Source organism: Puia dinghuensis (genome assembly GCF_014642875.1).
GTDB classification, from domain to species: domain Bacteria; phylum Bacteroidota; class Bacteroidia; order Chitinophagales; family Chitinophagaceae; genus Puia; species Puia dinghuensis.
On sequence record NZ_BMJC01000005.1, the window covers coordinates 192,855 to 219,729 of the forward strand.

General features: G+C 54.7%; 19 protein-coding genes. 8 read left to right on the forward strand and 11 right to left on the reverse strand.

The features are described from left to right. Positions 1-325: 325 nt before the first annotated feature. From IEY39_RS22540 to IEY39_RS22570, 7 genes are all read left to right on the forward strand, one after another. Positions 326-2,026 carry a ribulokinase gene (locus IEY39_RS22540; protein ID WP_229689034.1) on the forward strand — a complete coding sequence of 567 codons (1,701 nt, stop codon included), beginning with the start codon at positions 326-328 and terminating at the stop codon, positions 2,024-2,026. After that, a complete protein-coding gene (locus tag IEY39_RS22545; protein ID WP_188935959.1) occupies positions 2,019-2,717 on the forward strand; it encodes an L-ribulose-5-phosphate 4-epimerase in 699 nt (232 codons plus the stop codon). Before IEY39_RS22540 ends, IEY39_RS22545 begins: the two co-directional genes overlap by 8 nt. A 34-nt stretch (positions 2,718-2,751) precedes the next feature. After that, complete coding sequence (gene araA / locus IEY39_RS22550) at positions 2,752-4,242, forward strand: L-arabinose isomerase (RefSeq protein ID WP_188935961.1); 1,491 nt, start codon at positions 2,752-2,754, stop codon at positions 4,240-4,242. 76 nt (positions 4,243-4,318) lie between these two features. After that, positions 4,319-6,025 (forward strand): sodium:solute symporter family transporter, encoded by a 1,707-nt coding sequence (locus IEY39_RS22555; protein ID WP_188935963.1) that lies wholly within the window; start codon positions 4,319-4,321, stop codon positions 6,023-6,025. A 73-nt stretch (positions 6,026-6,098) separates the two neighbouring features. After that, a complete protein-coding gene (locus IEY39_RS22560; protein ID WP_188935965.1) occupies positions 6,099-6,806 on the forward strand; it encodes an NUDIX hydrolase in 708 nt (235 codons plus the stop codon). Positions 6,807-7,591: 785 nt separating this feature from the next. Further along, positions 7,592-10,420, forward strand: coding sequence for a TonB-dependent receptor (locus IEY39_RS22565; RefSeq protein ID WP_188935967.1), 2,829 nt, complete (start codon positions 7,592-7,594; stop codon positions 10,418-10,420). A 2-nt stretch (positions 10,421-10,422) separates the two neighbouring features. After that, positions 10,423-11,859 carry a hypothetical protein gene (locus tag IEY39_RS22570; protein WP_188935969.1) on the forward strand — a complete coding sequence of 479 codons (1,437 nt, stop codon included), beginning with the start codon at positions 10,423-10,425 and terminating at the stop codon, positions 11,857-11,859. Positions 11,860-11,912: 53 nt separating this feature from the next. On the opposite strand, the gene IEY39_RS22575 is transcribed toward IEY39_RS22570, so the two are convergent. The 8 genes from IEY39_RS22575 to eat all read right to left on the reverse strand — a co-directional run bounded on the left by IEY39_RS22575 (position 11,913) and on the right by eat (position 19,962). Continuing rightward, the gene (locus IEY39_RS22575; protein WP_188935971.1) at positions 11,913-12,971 is read right to left on the reverse strand and encodes a T9SS type A sorting domain-containing protein; all 1,059 of its coding nucleotides are present in this window, start codon (positions 12,969-12,971) and stop codon (positions 11,913-11,915) included. A 157-nt stretch (positions 12,972-13,128) separates the two neighbouring features. Further along, a complete protein-coding gene (locus IEY39_RS22580) occupies positions 13,129-14,493 on the reverse strand; it encodes an aldehyde dehydrogenase family protein (protein ID WP_188935974.1) in 1,365 nt (454 codons plus the stop codon). Positions 14,494-14,511: 18 nt separating this feature from the next. Further along, complete coding sequence (locus tag IEY39_RS30275; protein WP_188935976.1) at positions 14,512-14,775, reverse strand: type II toxin-antitoxin system RelE family toxin; 264 nt, start codon at positions 14,773-14,775, stop codon at positions 14,512-14,514. Then, on the reverse strand, positions 14,772-14,972 hold the full coding sequence (locus IEY39_RS22590) for a hypothetical protein (protein ID WP_188935978.1): 201 nt from the start codon (positions 14,970-14,972) through the stop codon (positions 14,772-14,774). The genes IEY39_RS30275 and IEY39_RS22590 overlap by 4 nt, the downstream gene beginning before the upstream one ends. A gap of 9 nt (positions 14,973-14,981) precedes the next feature. After that, a complete protein-coding gene (locus IEY39_RS22595; protein WP_188935980.1) occupies positions 14,982-15,680 on the reverse strand; it encodes a gamma-glutamyl-gamma-aminobutyrate hydrolase family protein in 699 nt (232 codons plus the stop codon). Positions 15,681-15,736: 56 nt separating this feature from the next. Next, a complete protein-coding gene (locus IEY39_RS22600) occupies positions 15,737-17,011 on the reverse strand; it encodes an iron-containing alcohol dehydrogenase (protein ID WP_188935983.1) in 1,275 nt (424 codons plus the stop codon). 39 nt (positions 17,012-17,050) lie between these two features. Beyond that, the gene (locus tag IEY39_RS22605; protein WP_229689035.1) at positions 17,051-18,619 is read right to left on the reverse strand and encodes a glutamine synthetase family protein; all 1,569 of its coding nucleotides are present in this window, start codon (positions 18,617-18,619) and stop codon (positions 17,051-17,053) included. After that, the gene (gene eat / locus IEY39_RS22610; RefSeq protein ID WP_188935984.1) at positions 18,616-19,962 is read right to left on the reverse strand and encodes an ethanolamine permease; all 1,347 of its coding nucleotides are present in this window, start codon (positions 19,960-19,962) and stop codon (positions 18,616-18,618) included. The genes IEY39_RS22605 and eat overlap by 4 nt, the downstream gene beginning before the upstream one ends. Before the next feature lie 261 nt (positions 19,963-20,223). Between eat and IEY39_RS22615 the strand changes: the two genes are divergently transcribed. Next, a complete protein-coding gene (locus IEY39_RS22615; protein ID WP_188935986.1) occupies positions 20,224-20,931 on the forward strand; it encodes a TlpA family protein disulfide reductase in 708 nt (235 codons plus the stop codon). A gap of 133 nt (positions 20,932-21,064) precedes the next feature. Here IEY39_RS22615 and IEY39_RS22620 read toward each other — a convergent pair whose 3' ends face one another. The 3 genes from IEY39_RS22620 to IEY39_RS22630 are packed head-to-tail and all read right to left on the reverse strand — an operon-like array spanning position 21,065 to position 26,516. Then, positions 21,065-21,601 carry a DUF1735 domain-containing protein gene (locus IEY39_RS22620; RefSeq protein ID WP_188935988.1) on the reverse strand — a complete coding sequence of 179 codons (537 nt, stop codon included), beginning with the start codon at positions 21,599-21,601 and terminating at the stop codon, positions 21,065-21,067. 50 nt (positions 21,602-21,651) lie between these two features. After that, complete coding sequence (locus tag IEY39_RS22625) at positions 21,652-23,151, reverse strand: SusD/RagB family nutrient-binding outer membrane lipoprotein (RefSeq protein WP_188935990.1); 1,500 nt, start codon at positions 23,149-23,151, stop codon at positions 21,652-21,654. 17 nt (positions 23,152-23,168) lie between these two features. Further along, complete coding sequence (locus IEY39_RS22630; protein ID WP_188935992.1) at positions 23,169-26,516, reverse strand: SusC/RagA family TonB-linked outer membrane protein; 3,348 nt, start codon at positions 26,514-26,516, stop codon at positions 23,169-23,171. Between the last annotated feature and the right edge of the window lie 359 nt (positions 26,517-26,875).

Genomic DNA, 26,875 nt, shown 5'->3' on the forward strand with positions numbered 1-26,875 from the left:
TCCACCCCCACATCAGCCCCCAATCCCCCCTTACCACCCCGGTTCTTTCCCACCGCAGACCCCACTCCACAGAATTACAACCTTTCCCCGGCATCCGCCACCCACACAAATCAAAGTGCCAACCCATCGAGGCTTTTCTCCCCCATCCCTCATCCCCCATCCATCATCCCACTGAACCCCCGCATACAACCTCCCATCCCTCATCCCGCAACACCCCTGCATACTACCCCTCATCCCTCATCCCGCAGCGCCCACACATACTCCCCGAAATATATTTTTAAAAACAAAAAATTAAATGTTATTTTGACAAGTCTTCGTCAAAAAAATGCCGAATACCGCAACCAGCCATATGGGAAAAGATCAATTCGTTATAGGAGTAGACTACGGCACAGACTCCGTCCGTTCACTCATCGTCAACGCCGCCAACGGCAACGAGATCGCCTCATCCGTCTTCTTTTACCCACGCTGGAAGGACGGACTATACTGCAACCCCGCGGAAAACGTCTGGCGACAACATCCCCTCGACTACATCGAAGGACTCGAATCCACCATAAAAGCCTGCCTGCAGCAGGCCGGCGCCGCCGTAGCCCAAAACATCCGGGCCATCTCCGTAGACACCACCGGCTCCACCCCCGTGGCCGTCGACGAATCGGGCACCCCACTGGGCCTGCTACCCGGATTCGAACAAAACCCCAACGCCCAGTTCGTCCTCTGGAAAGACCACAGCTCCATAAAAGAAGCCGCCGCCATCAACACCCATTCCGCCACCTTCGACGTCAACTATCTTCAGTTCGTCGGCGGCATCTACTCGTCGGAATGGTTCTGGGCCAAGTTGCTGCATATCCTTCGGGTGGACGACTCCGTTAGAAAAGCCTGCTACTCCTGGGTAGAGCATTGCGACTGGATCCCCTTCCTGCTCACCGGCGGCCGTCATGCCGCCGCGATGAAACGCGGGGTCTGCGCGGCAGGCCACAAAGCCCTCTGGGCAAAGGAATTCAACGGCTACCCGCCCGACGAATTCTTCTCATCCCTCGATCCGCTGTTAAAAGCCTTCACCACAAGACTGCCCAAAACAACCTACACGGCCGACCAGGCCGCCGGTCCCATATCACCCGAATGGGCCCAACGCCTCGGTCTGAACCCCAACGTCATCATAGGTGTAGGCGCCTTCGACGCCCACATGGGCGCCGTCGGCGGCCAGATCGAACCCTACCACCTCAGCAAAGTGATGGGCACCTCCACCTGCGACATGCTCGTCGCCCCGCTGAAGGAAGTAGAAGGACTGCTGGTAAAAGGCATCTGCGGCCAGGTCCCCGGCTCCGTCATCCCCGGCATGATGGGCATGGAAGCCGGCCAATCGGCCTTCGGCGACGCCTACGCATGGTTCCGCAACCTCATCGCCTGGCCCCTCCAGCTAATCGACAACCCCGCCGCATCCGGCAACTCCGCCACAAACAACGTCGACGCCATCATAGATAAGATTATCCCCCAACTCAGCCGCCACGCCGCCGCCCTCCCGCTCGAACCCAACGACGAACTGTCCCTCGACTGGTTCAACGGCCGCCGCACCCCCGACGCCAACCAATTGCTAAAAGGGGCCATCACCGGCCTTTCCCTGGGTAGCGACGCCCCCAGGGTCTTCCGCTCCATCGTGGAAGCTACCTGCTTCGGCGCCCGCACCATCGTCGACCGCTTCATCAGCGAAGGCGTCCCCGTAAAAGGACTCATCGGCCTCGGCGGCGTAGCAAAAAAATCGCCTTTCATCATGCAGATGATGGCCGACGTCATGAACCGACCCCTGCGCATCCACTCCTCCGAACAAACCTGTGCCCTGGGCGCAGCCATGTTCGCCGCCACCGCCGCCGGTCTCTATCCAAAAGTAGAAGAAGCCATGAACGCTATTGGCCAGGGCTTCGACGCCACCTATACACCCGACCCGGCCCGCGCCGCCATCTACGAACTCCGCCTCCGCAGATATGGGCAATTGGGCCAATTCGTTGAACACACAACAAAAGACTATGAGTAAATACGATCATATCCAGGAAGCCGCCTACGAAGCCAACAGGCAGCTTCCAAAGCTTGGCCTCGTTCTCTTCACCTTCGGCAACGTCAGCGCCGCCGATCGCGATCTGGGCGTCTTCGCCATCAAACCCAGTGGGGTCCCCTACAGCGATCTCTCCCCGGAGAAAATGGTCATCGTCGACTTCGAAGGCAAGACCGTAAAAGGGAAATTGCGCCCCTCATCCGATACCCTCACGCATGCCGTGCTGTACAAACATTGGCCCAACATCGGGGGCATCGCCCACACCCACTCCACCTATGCCACCGCCTGGGCCCAGTCCCAACGCGATATCCCCATCTTCGGCACCACACACGCCGATCATAACACGGTAGACATTCCCTGCGCCCCGCCGATGAATGACGAGATGATCCTCGGAGATTACGAATACCAGACAGGCTTCCAGATCCTCAACGCCTTCCGCGACAGGGGCCTCAACTATGAAGAAGTGGAAATGGTCCTCATCGGCAACCACGCCCCCTTCACCTGGGGTAAAACACCGGAAAAAGCCGTCTACAACAGCGCCGTCCTCGAGTCGGTGGCCCAAATGGCCTATCTCACCGAACAGATTCGCAACGACGCCCCCCGGCTAAAAGATTCCCTGATAAAAAAACATTACGAAAGAAAGCACGGCCCACACTCTTATTACGGACAATAACCAACAATATTCCACCTCTACCATCAACTTACACATGGACTTAAAAAAACTCGAGGTCTGGTTCGTCACTGGCAGCCAACACCTGTACGGCGAAGAAACCTTAAAACAGGTAGCCGCCCATTCCCAAACCATCGCAAAAGCCCTCAATGACGCCTCACAGATCCCGGTAAAAGTCGTCTTCCGCCCAACCGTCAAAACCCCGGAAGAGATCTATCACACCTGCGTCGAAGCCAATACCACCCAAAACTGCATCGGCATCATCGCCTGGATGCACACCTTCTCCCCCGCAAAGATGTGGATCGGCGGCCTCCGCACCCTCCAAAAACCCCTCGTCCACCTGCATACCCAGTTCAACCGCGACATCCCCTGGGGCGATATCGATATGGACTTCATGAACCTCAACCAAAGCGCCCACGGCGATAGGGAATTCGGGTTCATCATGAGCCGCATGCGCCTCAATAGAAAAGTAGTCACCGGCCACTGGCAGGACCCCGAAACCCTTGCCCACCTCGGTGCCTGGTCCCGCGCCGCCGCCGGCTGGCATGACTGGCAAGGTGCAAAATTCGTCCGCTTCGGCGATAACATGCGGCAGGTAGCCGTCACCGAAGGCGACAAAGTAGAAGCTGAAATGCAATTCGGCTACTCCGTCAACACCCATGGCGTAGGCGACCTCGTCACAGTGATCAACTCCATCGCCGGCAGCGCCGTCGATACCCTCATCAACGAATACGAACAACGCTACCAATTAGCCGACACCCTCCGCAAAGGCAAGTCGCAACACGCCTCCCTCCGGGAGGCCGCCAAAATCGAGCTTGGCATAAAAGCCTTCCTCGAAAACGGCAACTTCAAAGGTTTTACCGACACCTTCGAAGACCTCCACGGAATGGTACAGTTGCCAGGCATCGCAGCCCAGCGCCTCATGGCCGCCGGGTACGGCTTCGCCGGTGAGGGCGACTGGAAAACAGCCGCCCTTGTCCGCGCCATGAAAGTAATGGGCAGCGGACTACCCGGCGGCAACTCCTTTATGGAAGACTACACCTACCACTTCGAACCCGGCAACAACCTCGTCCTCGGCGCCCATATGCTCGAGATCTGCGAATCCATCTCCACCGGCCCCGTCTCCTGCGAGATCCACCCGCTGGGCATCGGTGGCAAAGCCGATCCGGTGAGACTCGTCTTCAACTCCGCCGCCGGCCCGGCCCTCAACGCCTCCATCATCGACATGGGCAACCGCTTCCGCCTCCTGGTCAATGAAGTGGAAGCCGTGGCGCCAACCCATCCCCTGCCAAAACTGCCCGTCGCCCGCGTCCTCTGGAAGCCCTACCCGGATATGAAGACCGGCTGCACCGCATGGATCCTGGCAGGCGGCGCCCACCACACCGGCTACAGCCAAAACCTCACCGCCGAACACCTGCGCGACTTCGCCGACATGGCCGGCATCGAATTCGCCCTCATCGGCAAACAAACCGAACTATACCAGTTCCGCAACGAACTCCGCTGGAACGAAGCCTACTATCGGCCCTAAATCCTTATAACCAGAACCGCAACGCCCATCGCAAAACCATCACACCCACCAACCACCGCAAAACCACCGATTGCTCATGAACAAAAGTCTCGTCGCCGCCGACTACATCGTCTTTCTCATCTACTTCGCCCTGGTAGCCTCCTACGGATATTGGATCTATCGCCGGAAGAAAAAAGCCGTCACCGATACCCATGACTTCTTCCTCGCCGAAGGCTCCCTCACCTGGTGGGCCATCGGCGCCTCCCTCATCGCCTCCAATATCTCCGCCGAACAGTTCATCGGCATGAGCGGTGACGGATTCTTCGCCGGCATCGCTGTCGCGGCCTATGAATGGATCGCCGCCATAGCCCTCATCATCATCGCCATCTGGTTCATTCCGGTCTACCTGAAGAACAAGATCTATACGATGCCGCAGTTCCTCAAAACACGCTACAACGAGACGGTCGCCCTCATCATGGCTATCTTCTGGCTGCTGCTCTATGTCTTCGTCAACCTGACATCGATCCTCTATCTCGGCGCCGTCGCCATCAATGGCCTCGTTGATGGTCAGCATCTCCACACCATCATGATCGGTCTCGCCATCTTCTCCCTTCTCATCGCCCTCGGCGGCATGAAGGTCATCGGCTTCACCGATGTCATACAAGTAGGCGTCCTCATCATCGGCGGCCTGGCCACGACCTATCTCGCCCTCACCGTCGTGTCGGAAACCTTCGGCCTCGGCTCCAACGCGCTCGCCGGCTTCACCGCGATGTTGAAAGACGCCCCCGAACACTTCAAGATGATCTTCGACAAACCCGGTCCCACCACCAGTCAGCTCGAGATCAACAAATACCTCGTCCTGCCCGGCATCTCCATGTATTTCGCCGGCCAATGGATCGTCAACCTCAACTACTGGGGCTGTAATCAGTATATCACCCAACGGGCGCTGGGCGCTAACCTCCAGACCGCCCGCACCGGCATCCTCTTCGCCGGCTTCCTCAAACTGCTCATGCCCATCATCGTCATGCTCCCCGGCATCGCAGCCTTCGTTCTGTACAAACATGGACACCTCAACCTCGCAGGCGGAAGCAAAGACTACGCATACTCCGCTATGCTCGGCTTCCTGCCCGCAGGCCTCAAGGGGCTCTCTATCGCCGCACTCACCGCCGCCATCGTCTCTTCGCTGGCAGGAAAGATCAATAGCATCTCCACCATCTTTACACTGGACGTCTACAAGAAATATATCAGGAAGGACGCCGACGAACAGAAAATGGTGTGGACCGGCCGCGCCGCCATCATCGTCGCCTTGCTCGTCGGCATCATCTTCACCTGGAAAGACCTGCTCGGCATCAGCAGCAGCGGCGGCTTCACCTACATCCAGAAATACACCGGCTTCATCTCGCCTGGCGTACTCGCCATGTTCTTGCTCGGCATGTTCTGGAAACGCACCACCGGCGCCGCCGCCGTCGGAGGCCTCATCACCGGCTTCGTCCTCTGCGTCTTCTTCAACGAATTCGCCCCGCAGGTGCTCGGGCATGAGAACTTCCTCTACACCGCTTATCCTACACAGGAAGTAGTCAACGGAGTCCTCACCACGGTATGGGAGATCCCCTTCCTCATTTGCATGGGCCTGGCTTTCCTCTTCACGATGATCGTCATGATCGGCATCAGCCTCGGCGGCCCCCGCATCAATCCAAAGGCCTTCCAGCTCGATAGAGCCATGTTCAAGGTCAAACCCTCGATCATGGCCCTCATCGTTGCAACCCTTATCATCCTAATGGGTCTCTATGTAAAATTCTGGTAGTTGTTGGTCTAAAAATACTATATTCACAAAAGCGTAATATTCACACTAACTACACTTAAACCATTCTAACTAAATGACTCGATACACGGGGGAATCCCGCATGCTGGTAGCCGTAGACTGTATCATCTTCGGATTCGACGGAACAGACATCAAACTCCTGCTCATCCAACGCGGCCTCAAACCCGAAAAAGGCAAATGGAGCCTCATGGGCGGCTTCCTCCAGGAAAACGAAAGCCTCGAACAAGCCGCCAACCGTGTCCTGAAAAAACTCACCGGACTCGAAGGTGTATATATGGAACAGATGAAGGCTTACGGCGAACCCCTCCGCGACCCCGTCGAACGAGTCCTCAGCATCGCCTACTTCGCCCTCATCGATATCCACCAGTACGAAAAACAGCTGAGCACCGAATACCACGCCGAATGGGTGCACATAAAAAAACTGCCCGAACTCATCTTCGATCACAAAAAGATGGTGGAGAACGCCAAAAAACAACTCCGCTACAAAGCCGCCCTGCACCCCATCCTCTTCGAATTGCTCCCCGCAAAATTCACCATCCCGCAACTCCAGATCCTCTATGAAGGCATCTATGACACCACCTTCGACAACCGCAACTTTAGCCGCAAGGTGCTCTCCACCGAACTCCTCATCAAACAAAAAGAAAAGGATAAAGCCAACTCGAAAAAAGGCGCATTCTATTACAAACTGGACAAACGGAAATACAAGGCCAACTTCCAGGCCTTCCTCAACTTCATCCCCAATCCGGACAAATTACTACTCTGATACGGGCATCCTCTTACTCCCAAACACTATTCCCCTCCCCACAAACAATGCACATCCCCTCCCCACAAACGGTGTACACCCCCTCACCCCTATCACCGTACCCCCTAACCACAACCTGTGTACACCCCCTATCACTGCACCCCTCCCCCTAACACTGTTAGCAACTAATGCAAACGTTTCCGTAACGTTAATTCGCGCGCAGGCAAATGCGTAGCAAGTACGCAAACCCTTAATTTTCATGCTAAAACCCGTAATTTAATATGCCGGAGATTTGTATAATCCAATGAGAATGGTAAATTTGACAGTTATCTGACTCGACCAACAAATTAATCTTCTTCTATATTTTTAGTTTTGAATGGTCACAAAAGTCGTGACGCGAGGGCAATTTCTATTGCCCTCTTATTTTTACCCCACCCCAAGGGCCAAAACAAAAAACCCTCGCCCATCGGCGAAGGTTAACTATACTGTCCCCATCACTATTATCAGTATCTTGAGCATAATATTAAAAAACATCTCCAACATCTCCCTAACCCGAATATGCACTCCCTGTGCATAACACCCGCACACCGTCCTCCATCACCACCTTCTGCCCCTTCAGGAAAAATTCCAATTCTGAGGAAAAATTCAACAAAATTTCAGTTTCATAGAAGTTAATAAACTTCTTTGACATTATTAAGAAATAATCATTACCAAAAAATTATCCTACAGTTAACATAGTCTTATCAATCAAAGAACGCCTTTTTCCCTCTCTTCCTCCTTCTACTTTTGCGAAAACTTATTTTGAAATGCTTATGATAAAAAGGACGCTCCTCTCCTTCGTAGCAATCTGCCTCGCATTCATCTCTCAAGCAGGTACGATCAAAGGAAAAATTCGCGACTCCAAGACGGGTGAACCGATGACCGGCGCCACCGTCACCCTGGCCAACACCCGTTATTGGACAACCGTTCAACTCGATGGTACCTTCACCTTCCGCCACGTCCCGGCAGGTAAATACCAACTCACCGCAAGCGCAGTAGGCTATCAGCGATCCACACCCGTAGAAGTTGTTCTCTCATCCGACAACGATGAGAAGGACCTCGCTCTTAGCCTCTCCGTCTCTACCACCACGCTCGAAGAAGTACAGATCTCCGCCGCAAGCGGTGGCTCCGACAACACTGCCCGCCGCATCGAACAGCGCTCGGACATGGTGCAGAACATCCTGTCCGCCCGCACCATCGAGATCTCTCCCGACATCACCGTCGCCAACGCCCTCCAACGCGTCAGCGGCGTCGTCATCCAGCGCGACAACACCGGTGACGGCCGCTATGCCATCATCCGCGGCATGGACCAACGGTATAACAACACCCTCGTCAACGGCATCAAGATCCCCAGCCCCGACGACAAATACCGCTTCGTTCCGATGAACATCTTCCCCGCAGAAATGCTCGAAAGACTGGAAGTCATCAAAGCACTTACTCCCAACATGGAAGGCGATGCCATCGGCGGCACCATGAATCTCGTCATGAAGAACGCCCCCGATAAATTCATCTTCAGCGCCAATGGCTCACTCGGCTATTCTACCATCTTCAATGACAATCCCTTCGTTGCCTTCCCTCATGCGGGCATCAATAAGCAATCACCCGCAGAGATCCACGGCAATGACTATGGAGCGGCTGTTTCCGACTTCACTACCAACAACCTGAAGTTCTACAACAGGGCCACCCCCATCAACAATACCCTTGGTTTCACCATCGGCGATCGCTTCCTGGATAAGAAACTGGGCATCATCCTTTCCGCCAGCTATCAGGATCTGTACAAAGGTGCAGTATCCGAACGCCTCGTCCCCGACGCCCAACCGCTGCCAAGCCCTGACCCCAATACCCTCAATCCTTCGGACTCCTATGTCAGAACATATAGCACCCGGACCAACCGCATCGGCTTACAAAATAAGATCGACTATCTCTTCAACGATCGCAACCGCATCTCCCTTTTTAACCTCTACCTCCACCAGGACCAATTCGAGACCCGCTATACCCCTGACAGCAGCTCGGCCGGTCTCAACTCGACGGCTACGCAAACCCTGGTCAAACCCGAGTACCGCAGCCGCTGGCAGATCCAGGACATCTACAATGCCACCCTTCAGGGCAACCACCAGCTCAGCAATAAGGTAAGAGTGGATTGGAGCGGCGTCTACTCCATCGCCAAACAACAGATCCCTGACATGGCTTCCTATACCTGGGACCAGGTCGTCTATCGCGAAGCTTCCGGCAAGACCGATAGCATCCGCAACACTATCCCTCAGGGCACCTCCAACGCCGTCACCCATCGCTGGCAGCATAACAAAGACCAGGATTGGGCCGGCTATGGCAACGTAGAATACAAACCCTCCCTCTTCCAACGCGAATTTGCTTTCCAATTGGGCGGCCTCTATCGCTATAAGACCAGGGATAGCTACAACAACGACTACGCCTTGCAAGCCGTCAACGGCGGCGCTCCCTACTCCGGCCTCGATGGTGAGGAACTCTATTTCCAGGCCACCGGCCAAAACAAGGGCAGCTACACCGCCATCAATGCGCAGAGCTACACGGCACATGAAAAGGTAGCCGCCGGGTACATCATGACAAGATTCTTGCTGGTCCCCAAATTCCAGGTTCTCGGTGGGGTACGCGTAGAGAATACCCAGGACGACTATACCACGGTGCTGCCTAAAACCTCTACCATCGGTGCATCCGGCACCATCCACTACACGGATGTCCTGCCCAGTGTGCACCTCAAGTATAGCCTCCAATCCAACCAGAACCTGCGTCTGTCCTATTTCAAATCCATCAGCCGCCCGGGCTTTGGTGACCTGGTTCCCATCACCGACAATTCCAACGAAGAATTCACTTTCCTTGGCAACCCCTACCTGAAACACGTAAGGGCGGACAATCTTGATCTCCGGTACGAACTCTTCCCGGGGCTGGCCGACCAGTTCCTGGTGGGCGCATTCTACAAGCATCTCACCAATCCCATCGAGTACTATGTAACCAACGTCAACGGTCCCAGCTCTCTCTATCTGAGACCCCAGAACACCAATGAAGCCACCAACTATGGCGCTGAGATCGTCTTCACCAAATATTGGGGCGTATTCGGCATCTCCGCCAACTACACCTATACACACTCCGAGGTGACAACGACCAAACGTCTCTACGGCCTTGTCTCAGGTAGCATCCAGACCCAAAACATCAATCAATCCCGCCCCCTCCAGGGCCAGGCAGACCATGTCGGCAATTTCTCGCTCCTGCTGAAAGACCCGCGCTGGGGCCTCGATGCGCAGTTGGCGCTCGCCTATACCGGCACCCGCATCGTCCAGGTATCTCCGTACTATGGTCTCGACATCTGGGGAAAACCTATCGCCCAATTAGACCTCTCCGTGGAAAAACGCCTCTACCGCCGCCTGGTCTTCTTTGCCAAGATCAACAACCTGACCAATTCTCCGAACAAGGAATACATCAAATTCCCGTACACCAAGGTTAATGCCAACCTGCCGAGCGGATACACCATCCCCTTCCAGGACGGTGGCAGCAATTACACGGTCGCGCAAAAGGATATCTACAAGATCAGCTACCTGGGTGGCCTCCGGTATAAATTCTAATAATGAAAACAAACACATTTAACAATACGACTATGTATAAAATAAATCTTGCTCTTCTCATCCTGTCCAGCGCCCTGGTCTTCTCCGGTTGCACCAAATGGGCGGAGGACAAACAGAACATCTATGTCTACCAGGCCCCGCCCCCGCCAGGCGGCGCCATCCCCACCAACACCCCACTCTGTGGCTCCATCAAAGGCGTTATGCAGACCGGCCAGACCTATGTCCTTGGTTGCACGATCAACGTTCCCAAGGGTGACACGCTTATCCTCGAGCAAGGGGTAACCGTTTATGCCGACACCACCTCGGGCATCATCGTCCACGGCACCCTGATCAGCCTCGGCACCCAGGCGCAACCCAACGTCTTCACAGTTAAAGGGATTACCAAAGACAATACGCCCAACCTGCCGCTGAACCAGGACCCGGCACACAAAGGCCTTTGGAAGGGCATCATGTGCGACACCAGCTGCCGCCTGCTGGTGCTTAAATGGACCCACCTCGACTTCGCCGGCGCATCTTATGGCAATGTCGACGGCCCCGCCGTGGAAGAAAGCTCCGGCACCTCCTTCAACATCGTTTTCCAAAATCCCAATGGCTATTGCATCATAGAAGACTGCTGGTTCTATGGCGGCACTGATGACTGTATGCGTATCTCCAACGGCAAGCTCCACATCTTCCGCAACACCTTCGAGAAATGCGGCGGCAGCGGCGGCGACATCGTCAACTGCAAAGGTGGGTCCGTTGGTACCATCGCTTACAACTTCTTCATCGGCACGGCCTACAACGGACAAAAAGCCTCCAATAAAGGACAGCCCGTCGGTGCACCACAATGTAACATCGTCATGTACAACAGCACCTTCGTCAACGGCGGCGTCCGCATCACGGCCGGGTCAAGGGCAGGTGGCATCGACTACGAACAAGGCGCAGAAGGTGCTTTCTATAACAATGCCTTCATCAACTGCCGCGTAGGCTATCGCGTGGTCAATAACCCCGTTGCCGACACCCTGCACCTCACTTACGGCAACAACTACCAATGGGCCGACTCGCTGGTCATCGCCGACCAGTTCTTCACCTATGGAGGTGTATGTACAAAACCGCAGCCCACCGACATCCCCAGGCCGTCGCTCTACCTGCCGGCCAATTTCTATTATCCCAACCCGCCGGCCAATGCTTATGACGGTACTCCGGTGGTCCAATACGAGAACCCCAAATTCGTCAACTATCCCCTGCCGGTAGTAGGTCAGCCCCTGTTCGCCTACACCTCCATCGGATCGTTCAACTTCCACCTGCTGCCCGGCTCATCGCTCATCGGCAAGGGCAACACTACTATAAAACCGCTGGTAGTCGTACCTATCGACCCCATTTATGGCGCGACCGAAGTAACACCTCCCGGTGCCGACATTGGCTGCTACCAGATCAACGGATCAGGCAACCAGCATTAACAAGCTCCCAAACCCACCCAACAAAAATCCCCGCTGCGGCGGGGATTTTTCATTCATTTAAACACCACAAATCTTCTAGTCGTATTGCCCCCCTCATCACGCAGAAAATAAACTCCGGGCGCAACATCGCTCATCGACACACTATTTCTACCCGCAACAAGCGTAAGCGTCTTCAACAGCTGCCCGGATGCCCCCACGATCGCCGCCCGGCTGGACTGCTGCACCGTAACCTGCAATTCTTTTCTGTCGGCATCAAAAAAGAAGCGCAGCCCACTCGTCACCTGCGGTTGTATGGCTATGATAGAGGAATAAGTATAATGATCGTCGTCGGTGAACAGCTTAAGCCGGTAAAAATTAGTATTGGCAATGTCAGCCTCATCGCTATAGGTAAACGAACCGGTATCCCCCGCCGGTCCCGATCCATCCACGCGGCCAATATCCGCAAACGTGCTGCCATCCGTACTTCGTTGGACTTCAAAATACCGGTAATCATCCGCCGCGGAGGTTGTCCATACGAGATCGATCATTCCGCCGGCAACGAAACCCCGGAAGCTGGTCAAGGCAACGGGCAAGACAACATTGCTCAATCCCGTAGTACCGCAAAAACAATAGATCCCTGTACGCTGGGAAACCGGGTGAGCGCTGCCGAATATTCGGAAGTAATACAGTTGCCCCGGCTGAAGACCAGTAAGGTTTAATTGAACACCACTACTGGGTCCGCCTGCCAATGCACAACCGATCTCGGTCAGTGAGCCGCAGGCCGGCCCTCCCGAGAAAGCCTGGATACCGATCACAAGGGAAGAATTCTGAAAACAGGAGATCGTCGCAGTAGGGCCGAGCGGATAAAATTTGAACCAGATATTCGACGCATTATAGGCTATAGTACCGCAGGACGGCGCCGGAGCGCAGGCATCCATTGCTGTAGTGGGCTGACAGGAGGTTGTATTATCGAAGTGTACACCACCGTTGCAGGATGTGCCCGTATTACAACCATAGATCCAGTTAGGGTCGAAGGTTACAGCGGAGGAAAAATCAACTCCACCCCCGGGGCACATCTGAGCCACAGAAGGCAGGCTCAGCAGAACAGATATCAGGTAAAGCAGGATTTTCACAAGGATCGAATTTCTCTTCCTTGTAAAACAAAAAACATCCGCCCGCAATTGCGCGGCCGGGATAGTGTACTTATTTTTTTATAGGTAACTACTTATTGAAATAAAGCAGATTGTCATAAATCCGGGGAAAATGCCCTCCACGGTTACGTAATGCCCCTCACGGCCGGATATGATACGCCTTCGGTTGCACAAACGCCCTTATCCCCTGGTAACTCAGCGTCATCCCAAGACCCGAATGCTTCCTCCCGCTCCACGGCAACGCCGCACTCACCCGGTCGCAACAGTTCCAATACACCGTCCCCGTATTCAACTGCCGCATCACCTGTTCTGCCCGTTCAAAGCTCTTCGAATACACTGCGGCCGTCAACCCATATTCCGTATCCCCCATCAGCGCCACCGCCTCCGCATCATCCTTGACGCGCTGAATACCAACCACGGGCCCAAAAGACTCCTCCGTCATCAGCTTCATCCGGTGATCGACATCCACCAAAACCGCCGGCTCGATAAAATATCCCCGGCGATCCACGCGGTGCCCGCCAAACAGCACCTTCGCCCCCTTCGCCACCGCATCGTCTATCTGCCCCAGTAAGAACTCCAGCTGTCCCGAACGCGTCAAAGGTCCCACTTCCGTCGTCCCCTCCATCGGGTCTCCCACCACAAGGCGACGCGCCTGCTCCGTATACGAAAGCACAAAAGCATCATAAACCCCTTCCTGTACATAGATCCGCTCCACCGCACAACAGCTCTGGCCGTTGTTATACACCACACCCTCCAAAGCCGCCGCCGCAACCGCCTCGATATTGGAAACATCATCCATCACATACAACGGGTCCTTACCCCCAAGTTCCAGCTGGCAGGGCACCATCTTCCCCGCCACCCGCTCGGCAATAAACCGCCCCGTCCGGTAACTGCCGGTAAAAAAGTAGCCATCCAGCGGCAACTGCAGCAGCCACTCGCCCGCCGTCCCCTTACCGACCACAACCGCGAACACCTCTTCCGGCACGCCGCTCTTATACAGCAACCGCTGGATATGCAATCCTGTGAGCGTAGCGTATTCCGAAGGCTTATACAAAACCCCGTTGCCTCCCAGCAAGGCCGGGATAAACACATTCACCCCCACCAGGTAAGGATAATTCCAGGCGGAGATATTGGCGATGATGCCCAGCGGCTCGTAAACGATCTTTTCGCGTGTAGCCCCCTCCGTTACTATCCACTCTTCTGCCAGCCACCGCGCCGTATTGTCCAGGAAAAACTTTATCCGTCCCCTCGCCCCGTTCAGCTCGTTATACGACTGCTGCAACGGCTTGCCCGACTCACTCGTCAGCGTCTCCGCCAACACCTTTTTCTCCTCTTCCAACGCCGCATAAAACTTCCCGATACAAGCCAGCCTTTCCTCCACCGTCCTCGCCGCCCACGCCGCCTGCCCCGCCCTCACCAACTCATACTTCTCCTTCACTGTCTCCTGGGTGTCTTCTGTTACTTCTGCGATAACCTCTTCCGAAGCAGGATTAATGATCTGCATAGTATTTCAAACTATTTTTTATGGAAAATATCTGTAAATTTCCTTCCGGCCTAATACGCGTACTAATTCAATAGTCTCCTTTTCAAAAAGAAACCCGATCCGATAGGTTCCCATTCGAATTCTATACGCATTCTTATATCCGGATAACTTCTTACAAGATGAAATCTCCGAAAGCTGTTTCGCCTGGATCAACGTTTCAATTAATTTGCTAAGCTGCACCTGCATAGGAGCCGGAAGTCTCAAGGCATCCTTTTCAAAAGACTTGCGAATCTCAATATTCACTTGGCGTGCTTTAACCGCTTTAGGAAAGCAGTCTTCTCGGTTTTAGTAAGCAAGGCGGTCTTACGCCCCTTTTGCATCGCATTCACCAAAGCTGCATCTTCCTCAGCCTCAGAATAAAAGCCGATGTTAAGGCTACTCAAAAACGCCTTTACCACCTTTTCCTGTTGCTTATTACGGGGATTGATTATTAGTGCCATTCGGTAAATTTACAAATTTTTTCCCTTCCCCACCTCCCTCACAAACCGCTCCCTTATCGCCGCATACAATGCCGCATCCCCCACCCCATTCACATACATCCGCTCCGGATGCCACTGCACCGCCAGCAAAAAGGACTTGCCCCCTGGCTCCGCCCATTCCAGCCCCTCGATCGTCCCATCCGCCGCCCGGCAATTCACCCGCAACCCATTTCCCAGCCTGTCCACACTTTGATGATGCGCACTGTTCACCACACCCTCCCCTTCACCCACGACGGCACGCAACACCGTTCCCGCATCCACCACTACCGTATGCTGCTTATCATCCGGTGTGTTCTGGTGAACGGCATCCCCCACAGGCCCCAGGTCTTGCACCAGCGTCCCCTTCCGATAAACATTGATCAGCTGCAGCCCCCGGCAGACCCCCAGCACCGGTACCGCCTTGGCAAGCGCCGTTTCCAGCATCTCCAACTCGAAGGCATCCCGCTCCGGCTTCCATCCGCCACTCCCCGGATAATCCACGCCCCCTTCATAAAAACCGGGATAGATATCCACTCCACCTGACAACACCAGCCCGTCACAACCGATCATCGATCCGCCGCCACCGGCCTCCAGTCGCACCACCTCGATCGCCTCATCCCCCGCCTTCAACCAGCGGACATAATTCTCATGCTTCCAGTCTGTTCCCGTATACGTCAACCCGATCCTCATAATAGTTGTCTTTTTACAGCCCTCCTTCGTCGGACCTGAAGGGCCTCCTGTCGGGCCTAAAGGGCCTCCTTATACAATGTAAAAAAATCATCCCTGCTCACCGGCTTCGGATTATTCGGATGCGCAAAATCCGCAATCGCCAGATCAGCAAGCGTCTCCAAATGCTCTTCCCGCACTCCCACATCCCGCAACCGCGTCGGCAGCCCCAGCCACTTGTTCAATTCGAACAACCTCTCCACCACCGCCTCACCCGCAGCCCGTCCCGCACTAGCCGCCGCAATAGCCTCACCCGCAGCCCGCCCCGCAATAGCCTCGTCCGCAGCAGGCCGGCCGCCGCTGCCCCACCTTTCCGCCATAGCCCTGGTCCCGGGACCTTCATCCACCGGCAACTCCATCACCTGCGCGATCACCCTGAACTTCTCTTCACACCCGCCAATATTAAACCGCATTCCATATGGAAGGTTCACCGCATTGGCCAGCCCATGATGGGTATCCAGCAAAGAAGACATCGGATGCGCCAGCGAATGCACAACTCCGAGCCCCTTCTGAAACGCCACCGCCCCCATCAGCGAAGCGATCATCATCTGGCTGCGAGAGGCAAGATCAGGCCGGTTTGTCGCCTGCACGATGCTGCCACAGATCAGCCGTATCCCCTCCAATGCTATCCCTTCAGCCATCGGATGCCACATTTTAGCCAAATAAGCCTCCAGGTTGTGCGTCAGCGCATCCATCCCCGTGGCCGCCGTGACAAAGGGCGGCAGCTCCATCGTCAGCAAAGGGTCGGCATACACCATCTTGGCTAACAACTTCGGAGAAAACAGGATCCGCTTCCTATGCGTCTCATCTTCAGAAATAATCGCGCTCCGGCCCACCTCACTGCCCGTCCCGCTCGTCGTCGGAACGGTAACAAAATAGGGCACCTCCTCCGTCACATACACATCACCCCCGATGAGATCATCATAGTCAAAGAGGTCCCGGTGATGATTTATCCGCAAAGCAATAGCCCGCGCCACATCCATCGCCGCACCACCGCCGATACCGATGATACTGTCCCGGCCCGTAGTCGTAAAGGCCACACCCCCCTTCTCCACATCGGACTTCACGGGATTCTTGTGGATGTCCGAGAACACCTCCACGGAAAGCCCCTTCGCTTCCAGCTGCTTGCGGAGTCCGCTAAAAAAATCCAGCTGCGCCACCATCGGGTCCGTCACCAGCAACGGGCGGGATAACCCCACACCCCGCAAATGATCCGGCAACTCGGCAATAACACCCGGGCCAAACCTTATCGTCGTCGGAAAATTGTACTGTCTTATGGTCGTAAAATCTATCATATATTTTGCGCCTTCGGCCAAAAGACCTCCGGTCTTTTTTCATATTATTTCAAGATACCGCTGCAACTCCCAATCCGTCACCGCCTGCCCAAACTGCCTCCACTCCCACTCCCTCGTCCGCACAAAATGATCCGTAAACTCCGCCCCAAAAAGCTCCACCGCCAGCGGCGACGCCCTCATCGCCTGCGTCGCCTCCCACAAATTGCGCGGCAACACCCCATGACTCTTATCGGCATATCCATTCCCCTTCGTCGCCGCCCGCAAAGGTAATCCATGACGGATCCCATACAACCCCGCAGCCAGACATGCCGCCATCGCCAGGTAAGGATTGGTATCCGATCCCACAACCCTCGTCTCCAGCCGCGTCGATGTCGACCCACCCGGCAACGACCGCAACGCCACCGTCCGGTTATCGATGCCCCAGGTCAGCGTCGTCGGCGCCCAGGCCCCCTCCACCAATCGCTTATAACTATTCACCGTCGGCGCCATCATGGGTAAAATATGCGGCAGACAATGCAGCTGCCCCGCAATATAACACTCCATCAACACACTCATACCCGTCTCGCGGTCCGCGTCATAAAACAGGTTGCGGCTCCCATCTATCGACCAAAGACTTTGGTGTACATGACCGCTACACCCCGGCAACGACTCATTGATCTTCGCCATAAAGGTCGGCAGGATCCCACGGCGGTGACCGATCTCCTTCACCGCCGTCTTGAACAACACCGCCCGGTCGGCCGCCTCCAATATATCGGCATACATAATAGCGGCTTCATACACTCCCGGACCCGTCTCCGTATGCAATCCCTCCAGTGGCACGCCAAATCGCCCAAGGTTGTCAAAAAGGTCATGAAAAAAAGCACTCCCCTGCGACGCCCGAAGAATAGAATATCCAAACATCCCTTGTGTCATCGGCCGCAGATCGGCAAAAGACCATCCCCCCGCCATCGCCCCTCCGGTCGGCGTCCCCCCAGCCATCATCCCTCCGGACACACCCGGCAACTCCCCTGCCACACCCGGCACTCCCCTCGCCATCGTCCCCCCGTTCGGCGCTCCCCCCGCCACAGCCGGAGCTATAAAATTAAACCACTCGAACTCCTGCGAAAAAAACGCCGAATACCCCGCTTCACTCGCCTGCCCGATCACCCGCTTCAACAAACTCCGCGGACAAACCGGCGCCGCCCCCGCACTCACCGCCGCACCTCCAGCCGCCCCAAACTCACCCCCGGCATCTGCCCGCGCAGCCCCCCCAAACTCACCCCCCGCTTGCGAACGCGCCGAACTAAAATCTGCCAGGAAAAAAGGCAGCCCCCCCTCCCACGGCACCCGTCGCATCGTATGCACATCCACCACCGCCACCGCATCCGGATAACCCGTATGCCAGCCCGTAAACGCCCCATTATCATACGCCCGATCTGCCGAATCCCAGCCAAAAACAACATCACAAAACCCAAAACCCTTCGAAGCGATCGCCTTGAACTTCTCAAAGCTGATCACCTTACCCCGCAACACCCCATCGATGTCCGCAATAGCCAACTTTACCTTTTCAATTTTTTCCTCACCCATCCGGGCAAGCAGCTCAGGAAGCGATTGATCGTTGCGCATCATTCATAAATTTTAATGTCCGCCCCTCGTTCGCGGCGGCCGGAAGCCGTCAGGCGAAACCAAATATAACTCACCAACAGAACGCAAAAATAGATAAGAAATAATTTAATGTTAAGACTCACCATCGCCACCAGGCACACCGCCGCAATCGCCAGCGCCACCACCGGGAAAACCGGATACCACGGCACCCGGAACGGCCTCACCAGCTCCGGCTCCTTCCGCCGAAGCACCAGCAGCGTCACCATCGACAACACATACAACGTCAGCGCCCCAAACACCGAGATCGTAATAATATCCTCCGTCCTGAACAACACCAACACCACGATCCCGATCACCATATTCGCAAGCAGCGCAGTGGCCGGCGTTCCACGCCGCTTATGCACCCGACCCAGCACCGCCGGCAGATAACGCACCCGCCCAAACTCCAGCGTAGCCCGCCCCGCCGCCAGCACAAGCCCATGAAACGACGCCACCAGTCCCATCAACCCTATCGTTATCAACATATGATAGACCCATCCGCTCGTCCCCGTGATCTTCCCCAGCGCCAGCGGCAGCGGCGAATCCGACGTATCGGTGGCTCCCGGTACAGGATACACGATGGCCTCCCACCCGGCAACACCCACCGCGGCAACGAACACCAGCACACACAAAATGATAAGGGTAAAAAGCGCCGAACCAAAACCAAGCAACACATCCCGCTGTGGCCGCTTCGCCTCCTCCGCCACATTCGCCACCCCTTCCAGTCCCAGGAAGAACCAGATGGCGAAGGGCACCGCCGCCCACACCCCCGTCCAGCCATGCGGAAAAGCATTCCTGTCCAGGTTTTTCCAGGAAAAATGCGGAAAGCAGACCCCCGAAAAGAGCAGCAACTCTGCGACGGCAAGGATGGTCACCACCAACTCGAAGCCCGCAGCCGCCTTCACCCCGTAGATGTTGAGGGCCGTAAAAATAAAATAGGCGCCGATGGCAATCACTGTCACCGGCACCCCTGGTAAAAAGATATGGAAATAAGCGCCAATCGCTGCAGCTATCGCCGGCGGACCGACCACAAACTCGATCAGCTGCGCCATCCCGGCCACGAACCCCCAATCGCGGTTAAGCCCCCGCGTGGCATAGTCGAAGACACCCCCCGCCCGGGGAATCGCGCACGCCAGCTCGGTATAGGAAAACGTAAAGGTGATGTACAGCACGATCACCGCGGCCGTCGCGATCGCCAGCCCCAGCGTCCCCCCTTTCGCCAACCCAAGGTTCCAGCCAAAATACATCCCGGAAATAACATAACCTACTCCCAGGCCCCATAACATCAGGGGGCCCAGCGTGCGGGTAAGCGAAGTCTGTTGGTCCATCCTTAAAGATAGCCATTTTCCCGAGCTTCTCACCCGGACGCGCCCCTCAGTCTCCCATCTCACCCGGGCGTTCCCCTCAGGCTCGTCCCTCCCCCGCGGGTCGGGCTCTCCATTACAAGTCCTCGCCCTCGCTTAACAACTCGGGCTCCGGGCTTTCCACTGCGATCCCTAACGCGGCTCCAGCAACCCGCACCACCCGGCAGCCCAGGTGTACTTCAAAAATTAAGAAAAAAATGACGAGGAAGTAGATATATTGCTTCAATGAAAACGACCTTATTTCTATTCTCCCTTTTAATCTCTATTGCAAGCAAGTCTCAGCTGACAGATTCTTCCTGGTTAGTCACAAAATACCTTCCCCGATTTTATACTGACACAGGAAAATACCTCCCTGACACCAGGTTTATTGACACAAATCACAATGAAAAAACCCTAAAAGACTATAAAGGCAAAATTTTGTATGTAGACATTTGGGCGACATGGTGCGGAAGCTGCCTGGTTAAATTCCCATATGAAGCGCAGCTCCTGAAACGACTAAAAAACATCCATCTTGACTCCTTAATTCAATTCATTAATATCAACATAGACGATTCTGAGCGGCAATGGACCAACGCTCTAAAAAAGTATGGTCCGGTCGGCATCAACCTTTACTGTAACGACACAGCACTTCTTACCAAATGGAATCTTGCAGCAGTACCTGTCTATATACTTTTAGACTCATCCGGTAAAGTGTTAGGCAAAAATATCTCTCAGCCGGATGAAGCCGGAACGATTGATTATATTCTTTATGCCGCTACAAAAGGCTTACATCCCGTACAAGCATTATGGAAAATGAACGAACAGCATCAACTAATGGCGAAATACCGAACATCCAAAGCATTTACTGATCCAGAGTACGCAGAATGGTTTAGTATGACTATACAATCATTTATTGAATTTCAAGAGTGGCGGCAGAAACTGCATAGCCGCTAACCGCAGCTAGCCCCATGCACCAAAACGACCCATACCTCATTTATAAACTGACAAGGCAGCATTGCTACTGCCTTGTCCAGTTTAGTCACCCCTACGCGCCCTCGCCTAACGGCTCGGGCGCCGCAGGCGCCCCCTACCTGCTAAACAACCACATATAAGTCGCCGAATTCCCACTCACGATAAGATTCTGCCCCGTATTCGTCGAAGCACTCACAATCGCCAAAGGCAACGCATAACTATGATGCGCCGGAAACTGGCTCATATTAAGGACAACATCCAGCCGCCCCACCCGGTAACCCGGATTCACCGTAGCCGTGGTCTTCAATGTATACAAATTGGAAGGCAATACCGTAAACGAAGTACCATTCGCCGTATTATAAGCGGAGATCTGCGACGTATCCACCTTCACCGTCACCGTCACCGTACTGCTCAGCACCTGCGGCGAAGCCACCACGACAGCCACCGCAGTATCGATATTCGCAGAGGGACCACCCACCGAATCCGGAACATACGCAAAAGGCCCCGTAACCCCATTCGCCGGACTCAACCCAAACTCAATTATCGGCTGGGAATTGGAGACATCGATATAGGGAGTGTCCTTCAGGCACGAACTCATTCCCACCGCGAAGCAGCAGCAAAGGCAGACTATAATTAAATTCTTTATTTTCATAATTCGTTTTTTAAGTGTTAAATCCAGGAAACATCATTCGCTCCCCGCAATCACTGCCCCCAAAATATTTTCGTCCAGAGATCCGAAGCCTGCTGATGCTGCGCATCCACATTCGCCGTATTCTGCGTATACTCCGTTTCTGGATAAAGCAGCCGCTTAGGCATAGGCGTACCCGGCACCGCTTGAGAAGGCGTAGCGATCACCGGATAACCCACCCGCCGGTAGTCGCAATACGCCTCAAACCCATCCAGCTCACACTCGGCTACCCATTTCTGGTAAAATATCGTCTGCAACGGACTGGGCGAAGTAGCAATATTCACATACTGACTCGTCGAACCCGCAATAAATGCATCCGCCGACGCCGTCGGATTGGCCACGCCCAGGTAACGGAACGACTCCTCCACCCCCTTCTGAAACAGCGTCTGATAATTACCGGTCATCAACCCACGCTGCACCGCTTCCGCCTGCATAAAATAGGACTGAGCGGCCGAGAACAACAACGCCGGCATCGCAGCGCTTTGCAGGATGCCTGACCCTATCGAACTCAGCTGAGGCGTAGAAGTAAGCCCGCTGCCGAAGAAGTTCCCGCCAAAACCACCCACCGAATTCTTGGTATAGAAATAACCGATCCGCGGGTCGTTCGTCGAGGTCAGGAAATTCAGCATGAAGGTATTCGCAATGAAAAAGTTGTTGTTCTGCGTAGGCGTCGTCGTGCCGGGCAGGAACCCATAGTTCGCCCAAAACGGATTCTGCTTCAGGTTCTGATCCACAAAACCCGGATTGATAAGCGCATCCTGGCCTGCGCCAAGAAAACCGCCCCCCTGCGCTACGATTGAACTGATCACCGACCCTGCATACGTCTGGTCGCCATTGGGCACCAGGCGCAGCGCCATCCGTAATTTTATCGTATTGGCAAACTGGATCCACAGCGTCTTGTTCCCCTTGAACATGATGTCGGCCGCATCGTCTGCCGTGGACTGGGAAGCCGACAGCTGCGTAATAGCCGAATCGATCTGTGTCACCAGCGACTTATAGATAGTCGCCGCGTCATCATAGGCCGGCGTGATCGTGACACTGGGCTGGCAGGCCTGGCTATAAGGAATATTGCCAAACTGGTCCACCAGGTTCTCGAAGAGCATGGCCCGCATCACCCGGGAAGCACCAGGCAATACAGAATGAGCGGTACTGTTGGCCATCACAAAATTGAAGTCATAAATATTGTGGTAATTGGACGCCCAGTTGCCATCGGAAAAGCTGGTGGTCAGGCCAAACGTCTCCATCTGCTCCTGCGACCCCGATGGCGCAAAAGAAGTGGTCCTGGCAAAGTACTGCATCCACTGCGTCGCATAGTCATAATTGTCGGTAGCGTCCGATATATTGAACCCCAGTTTATCCTGAGCCACCGTCACCATCGCCTGGGCAAAAACGTCCGCTCCCTTCAACTGCGCAATTGGAAGGCCATTCGGGTCGGTCTGGTTCGTATTGAGCTCCTTATTGCAGGAGGCAGCCGCAATGGCCACCACACAAATAAATAACAATTGTTTTCCCATATAATATGTTTATCGGATTAGAAGATATTAGCCGTCAACGAAAAGCTGATGATCCTCGTCGGCGGTGTCTGGAACTCTGTCGTATAGCCCACGGCATTCCCCGCGCCATTCGTGCTGAACTCCGGATCCGACCAGATATTCGTCTTCGGTCTCCACATAAACAGGTTCCGGCCGATAGCCGACAGTTGTAACCCCCTGATCACCTGCTGCGTTCCAAGCCACTTCTTCGGGAAGTCATAGGTAAGCGAAAGCTCCCGCAACTTGATGAAAGCAGCGCTGACAGTATAAGGCGTCCCTATCTGGTTAAGATAATTCGCCCACCAGAAGATCGAATTGGGCAAACCGGGGAACCCCGACGTGATGGGAACATTCGTATTCGGAGTATACTTCCCCGGCGAGGTCTGGATCACCGAATTCGGATAGATAAAGGCCTGCCGGTTCTGCGCGTCGAAGGAAGAGATGCCCGCGAAATCCATCGCATTGCCTTCCTCGTTCAAGATCTTGGCGCCTCCCCGGTAGTCGAACACCGCATGCAGCGAAAAGCCCTTATACTGAAGCGTGGGTGATATCCCCACGAAATATTTGTAGTTGGTGTTCCCGGCATCGATCAGGTCCGGGCTGAAGGAAGGCAGCCCCGTCGTCCCATCCACGATCACATGGCCGGTGGGGTCTCGTTTGAAATCCGTTAACCGCAGCTGGGCATAATCCTTGCCCGGCACCGCAAATACCCCACCAAGCACCACCGTCCCAAAGTTGATCTGGTCCAGCTCGGCCTGGCCCCCTGCAATACTCACCACCTTCGAATTCTGGTAAGCGAAATTGGCCGAAATATTCGCCCGGAAATCGCCTATTCTGAACAAGGGCGTCAGGTTAAGGTCTATTTCCACCCCGTTGTTATCGATCTCCCCGGCATTGGTTAAATAGGAATTGATGCCCGCCGCATTCGACGTCTGCAGGGGGATGGTCTGATTCTTGGCCTTCTGGTCATAGTAGTTGACTTCCAGGTTCACCCGGTTGGCAAACAATCCCAACTGGAAACCGCCTTCGAAGGATTCGGTCTTCTCAGGCTGCAGGCCGTTCTGCACCGCTGCCGTACTCTGCGAGAACCCGCGCAGCGCCCCGTAGGGAAACCCGCTTCCCACCGTCGTGATCGGATAGATAGAATAGGCGCCAAAATTGGGCAGCGCCACCGAATATCCGCCAAGATTCTTACCACCGGCGATATTGCCCATGACACCCAACTCATTATAGCCCTCCAACGAAACATTACCCGTCCCGGCATATCCCACCCTCACCTTCAGGAAGGACACCGTGTTGCTGTTGTGCAGGAAAGCCAGCTTGTCGCTCAACACCGCAGACATATCCACCGAAGGATAGCTAAAGCTCCTGTTCCCCGGAGAAAGAATGGACGTCCAGTCATTCCTGAACGATCCATGCAGGAAAAGCCAGGAGTCATACCCTATGGACAGATCGCCATAGACAGACTGGTCATAACGTTTGTAGCTGAAGATCGCATCCGCGCTGCCATCACCATGCGTAGTCTTGGTATAGAAAGAAGGAATGAGGTTCTGCCCTACCACAGGTCCCGAATTCACCTGGTTGGAATTCCAGTCGCCATAGCTCGACCTGCGCCGCCAGTTGCCGCCCGCAATAAGCGTGAACTTGAAATGATCCGTTTTCCTGACAGCCGTCAGGAACCCATCCACATTCCCGTCGTCATAATGCGAAGTAATGTCCTCCTTTTGGTATCCTACATTTCCGGGGAAGACCGCCAGGTTGCTGAATCCCCAGGGACCCCCACTGGCCGATAGCCAGGAGGGGAAGTTGATGCTGTCTATAAAGGCCGGCGCATCTATCGTAGTCCGGCTGTAGCCCCCTCTCGCCGTCAACGTAAGCCACGGGTTCACCTTGTAGCTCACCGAAAGATTGCTGATCAGCTGATCGGTCTTTTTCTTCGATCGGGCATCGAACACCTGCACCCAGGGGTTGGGGAAATATGCGTCCACAAAACCCTGGTTATAAGCGAAATCGTTGATATTCTTTATACTCTTCAGGTCTACGCTCGGCAGCATGTTCATGACGTTCCAGTACACCGGCCTGTTCTGGAAGTAGGAGTTGCCGGCAATGTCGGTCTGTACACTATTATAACTGACACCCCCGCTGAGCTCGAACCGCCCGGCATGCAGGTTCCCATTGATCCGGCCACCATCCCTTGAATAAGTATCATATGGCACAACCCCCTGCTTGCTGGTGTGCTCGCCCGAAAAATAGACCCCGCCGATCTTCGCATTCCCAAAGGAACCAGACAACTTGTTCTGGTCACCTACCCCCGTTTGGAAGAAATCCTTTCTGCCGTTAGGCACCGACCGGTACGGGATAAACCGCCAGGTCTGATTCGCATTCTCTCCTATCGGAATGGAATCCAGGTGGAAATCCTTGCTGTTATAGGCTTCCCCAAAACTTTCATTCTCGAATGGCACGGTCTGCACCAGACCGGTCCAGGGATTGATAAACTGGATAGTGCCCCCCGTGGACGGATTTGGCCATGTGCCCGGCGGCTCACCACCCCAGCCACTATATTCATTTTGAAGCGATGGGAAATAAGAAATAGATTCGAAACTGACGGTGTTCTGGTAAGTCAGCGACAACTTACCCCTTCCTTTTCTCGTTGTAATGGCCATCACACCGTTGGACGCCGCCATTCCATAAAGAGCCGCTGCATTAGACCCCTTCAGGATGGTCACATCCTCGATATCGCTGGGGTTCAGGTTCGCCAGATAGGTCTGGTCAACCGGGATACCATCTATGACGATCAGCGCCGAATTGCTGCCTTCGATCGACCGGCTTCCCCGGAAGGTCACCTTTACCTGCGGGTCTACTCCATTGTCCGCCAGCCGGATATCCACACCGGACACCTTGGCGGCAAGCCCCGTCGCCGTGTTCACCACTGCCGCCTGGTTAAGTTCGGCCGTTTTTATAGAAGTGGTCGCATAACCAAGCTCCCTGGCCTGCCTTCGGATGCCCAGCGCCGTTGTAACGGTGACTTCCGACAGATTCTGCGTCTGGGGAACAAGCCGCGCATCCATCCGGAGCGCCTGGCCCACCCTTAATTCCTGGCGCGCCATCCCCGTCGACGTGACGACAAGCACCTCCCCGGGCGCTACTTTAATAGCAAATTTGCCGTTGGCGTCAGCCACGGCCGTAGTCTTCGTTCCTTTCACTTGGATTGTTGCAAATGGAATGGGTGTCCCCGCGGTATCCGTGACCGTCCCGGTCACTTCCCGGGTCTGGGCATGGAGCACGCCCGCAACCCCCATCCAACCGCAGAATAGCAGCAGTAGTCTCAGCAGCAGTAGTTTTCTCATTTCCGTTCGGTTTAAATAGTAGATAAATAAATGTTTTCTTTACCGGCTTTTGGCCGGTAACAGCAGTCTCAGCTGTTAACTTTACAAGAGAGACAAAAAAATTTAGCGAAAGATTGCAAACGAGCACTCGGTTTCTAACCGAAGCAAGAAAATTGAAAACCCAATGCTGATTTTCACCTACCGAAATGGCGAAAGAAACACCTACTCTCCGTTCGGCCGGCAAATAAGAGCGAGTCCCCGACGATACCGTTGAAGAAAACCGCCGAACGGTTGAAACGAAAACGCAGATGGAATTAGATGAATGGCACTCGGTCGAAAAAGAAGGTGGAAAAAAGAGCAGGTGGTAGAAACCACCTGCG

What these genes read in the sequence shown, in the direction of transcription:
- IEY39_RS22590 (WP_188935978.1), bottom strand. Translation starts at nt 14,972, where the DNA reads ATGGCACTAATAATCAATCCCCGTAATAAGCAACAGGAAAAGGTGGTA.
- IEY39_RS22615 (WP_188935986.1), top strand. Translation starts at nt 20,224, where the DNA reads ATGAAAACGACCTTATTTCTATTCTCCCTTTTAATCTCTATTGCAAGC.
- IEY39_RS22565 (WP_188935967.1), top strand. Translation starts at nt 7,592, where the DNA reads ATGCTTATGATAAAAAGGACGCTCCTCTCCTTCGTAGCAATCTGCCTC.
- IEY39_RS22580 (WP_188935974.1), bottom strand. Translation starts at nt 14,493, where the DNA reads ATGCAGATCATTAATCCTGCTTCGGAAGAGGTTATCGCAGAAGTAACA.
- IEY39_RS22620 (WP_188935988.1), bottom strand. Translation starts at nt 21,601, where the DNA reads ATGAAAATAAAGAATTTAATTATAGTCTGCCTTTGCTGCTGCTTCGCG.
- IEY39_RS22625 (WP_188935990.1), bottom strand. Translation starts at nt 23,151, where the DNA reads ATGGGAAAACAATTGTTATTTATTTGTGTGGTGGCCATTGCGGCTGCC.
- araA (WP_188935961.1), top strand. Translation starts at nt 2,752, where the DNA reads ATGGACTTAAAAAAACTCGAGGTCTGGTTCGTCACTGGCAGCCAACAC.
- eat (WP_188935984.1), bottom strand. Translation starts at nt 19,962, where the DNA reads ATGGACCAACAGACTTCGCTTACCCGCACGCTGGGCCCCCTGATGTTA.
- IEY39_RS22605 (WP_229689035.1), bottom strand. Translation starts at nt 18,619, where the DNA reads ATGATGCGCAACGATCAATCGCTTCCTGAGCTGCTTGCCCGGATGGGT.
- IEY39_RS22630 (WP_188935992.1), bottom strand. Translation starts at nt 26,516, where the DNA reads ATGAGAAAACTACTGCTGCTGAGACTACTGCTGCTATTCTGCGGTTGG.
- IEY39_RS22540 (WP_229689034.1), top strand. Translation starts at nt 326, where the DNA reads ATGCCGAATACCGCAACCAGCCATATGGGAAAAGATCAATTCGTTATA.
- IEY39_RS22570 (WP_188935969.1), top strand. Translation starts at nt 10,423, where the DNA reads ATGAAAACAAACACATTTAACAATACGACTATGTATAAAATAAATCTT.
- IEY39_RS22600 (WP_188935983.1), bottom strand. Translation starts at nt 17,011, where the DNA reads ATGATAGATTTTACGACCATAAGACAGTACAATTTTCCGACGACGATA.
- IEY39_RS22595 (WP_188935980.1), bottom strand. Translation starts at nt 15,680, where the DNA reads ATGAGGATCGGGTTGACGTATACGGGAACAGACTGGAAGCATGAGAAT.
- IEY39_RS22560 (WP_188935965.1), top strand. Translation starts at nt 6,099, where the DNA reads ATGACTCGATACACGGGGGAATCCCGCATGCTGGTAGCCGTAGACTGT.
- IEY39_RS22555 (WP_188935963.1), top strand. Translation starts at nt 4,319, where the DNA reads ATGAACAAAAGTCTCGTCGCCGCCGACTACATCGTCTTTCTCATCTAC.
- IEY39_RS22545 (WP_188935959.1), top strand. Translation starts at nt 2,019, where the DNA reads ATGAGTAAATACGATCATATCCAGGAAGCCGCCTACGAAGCCAACAGG.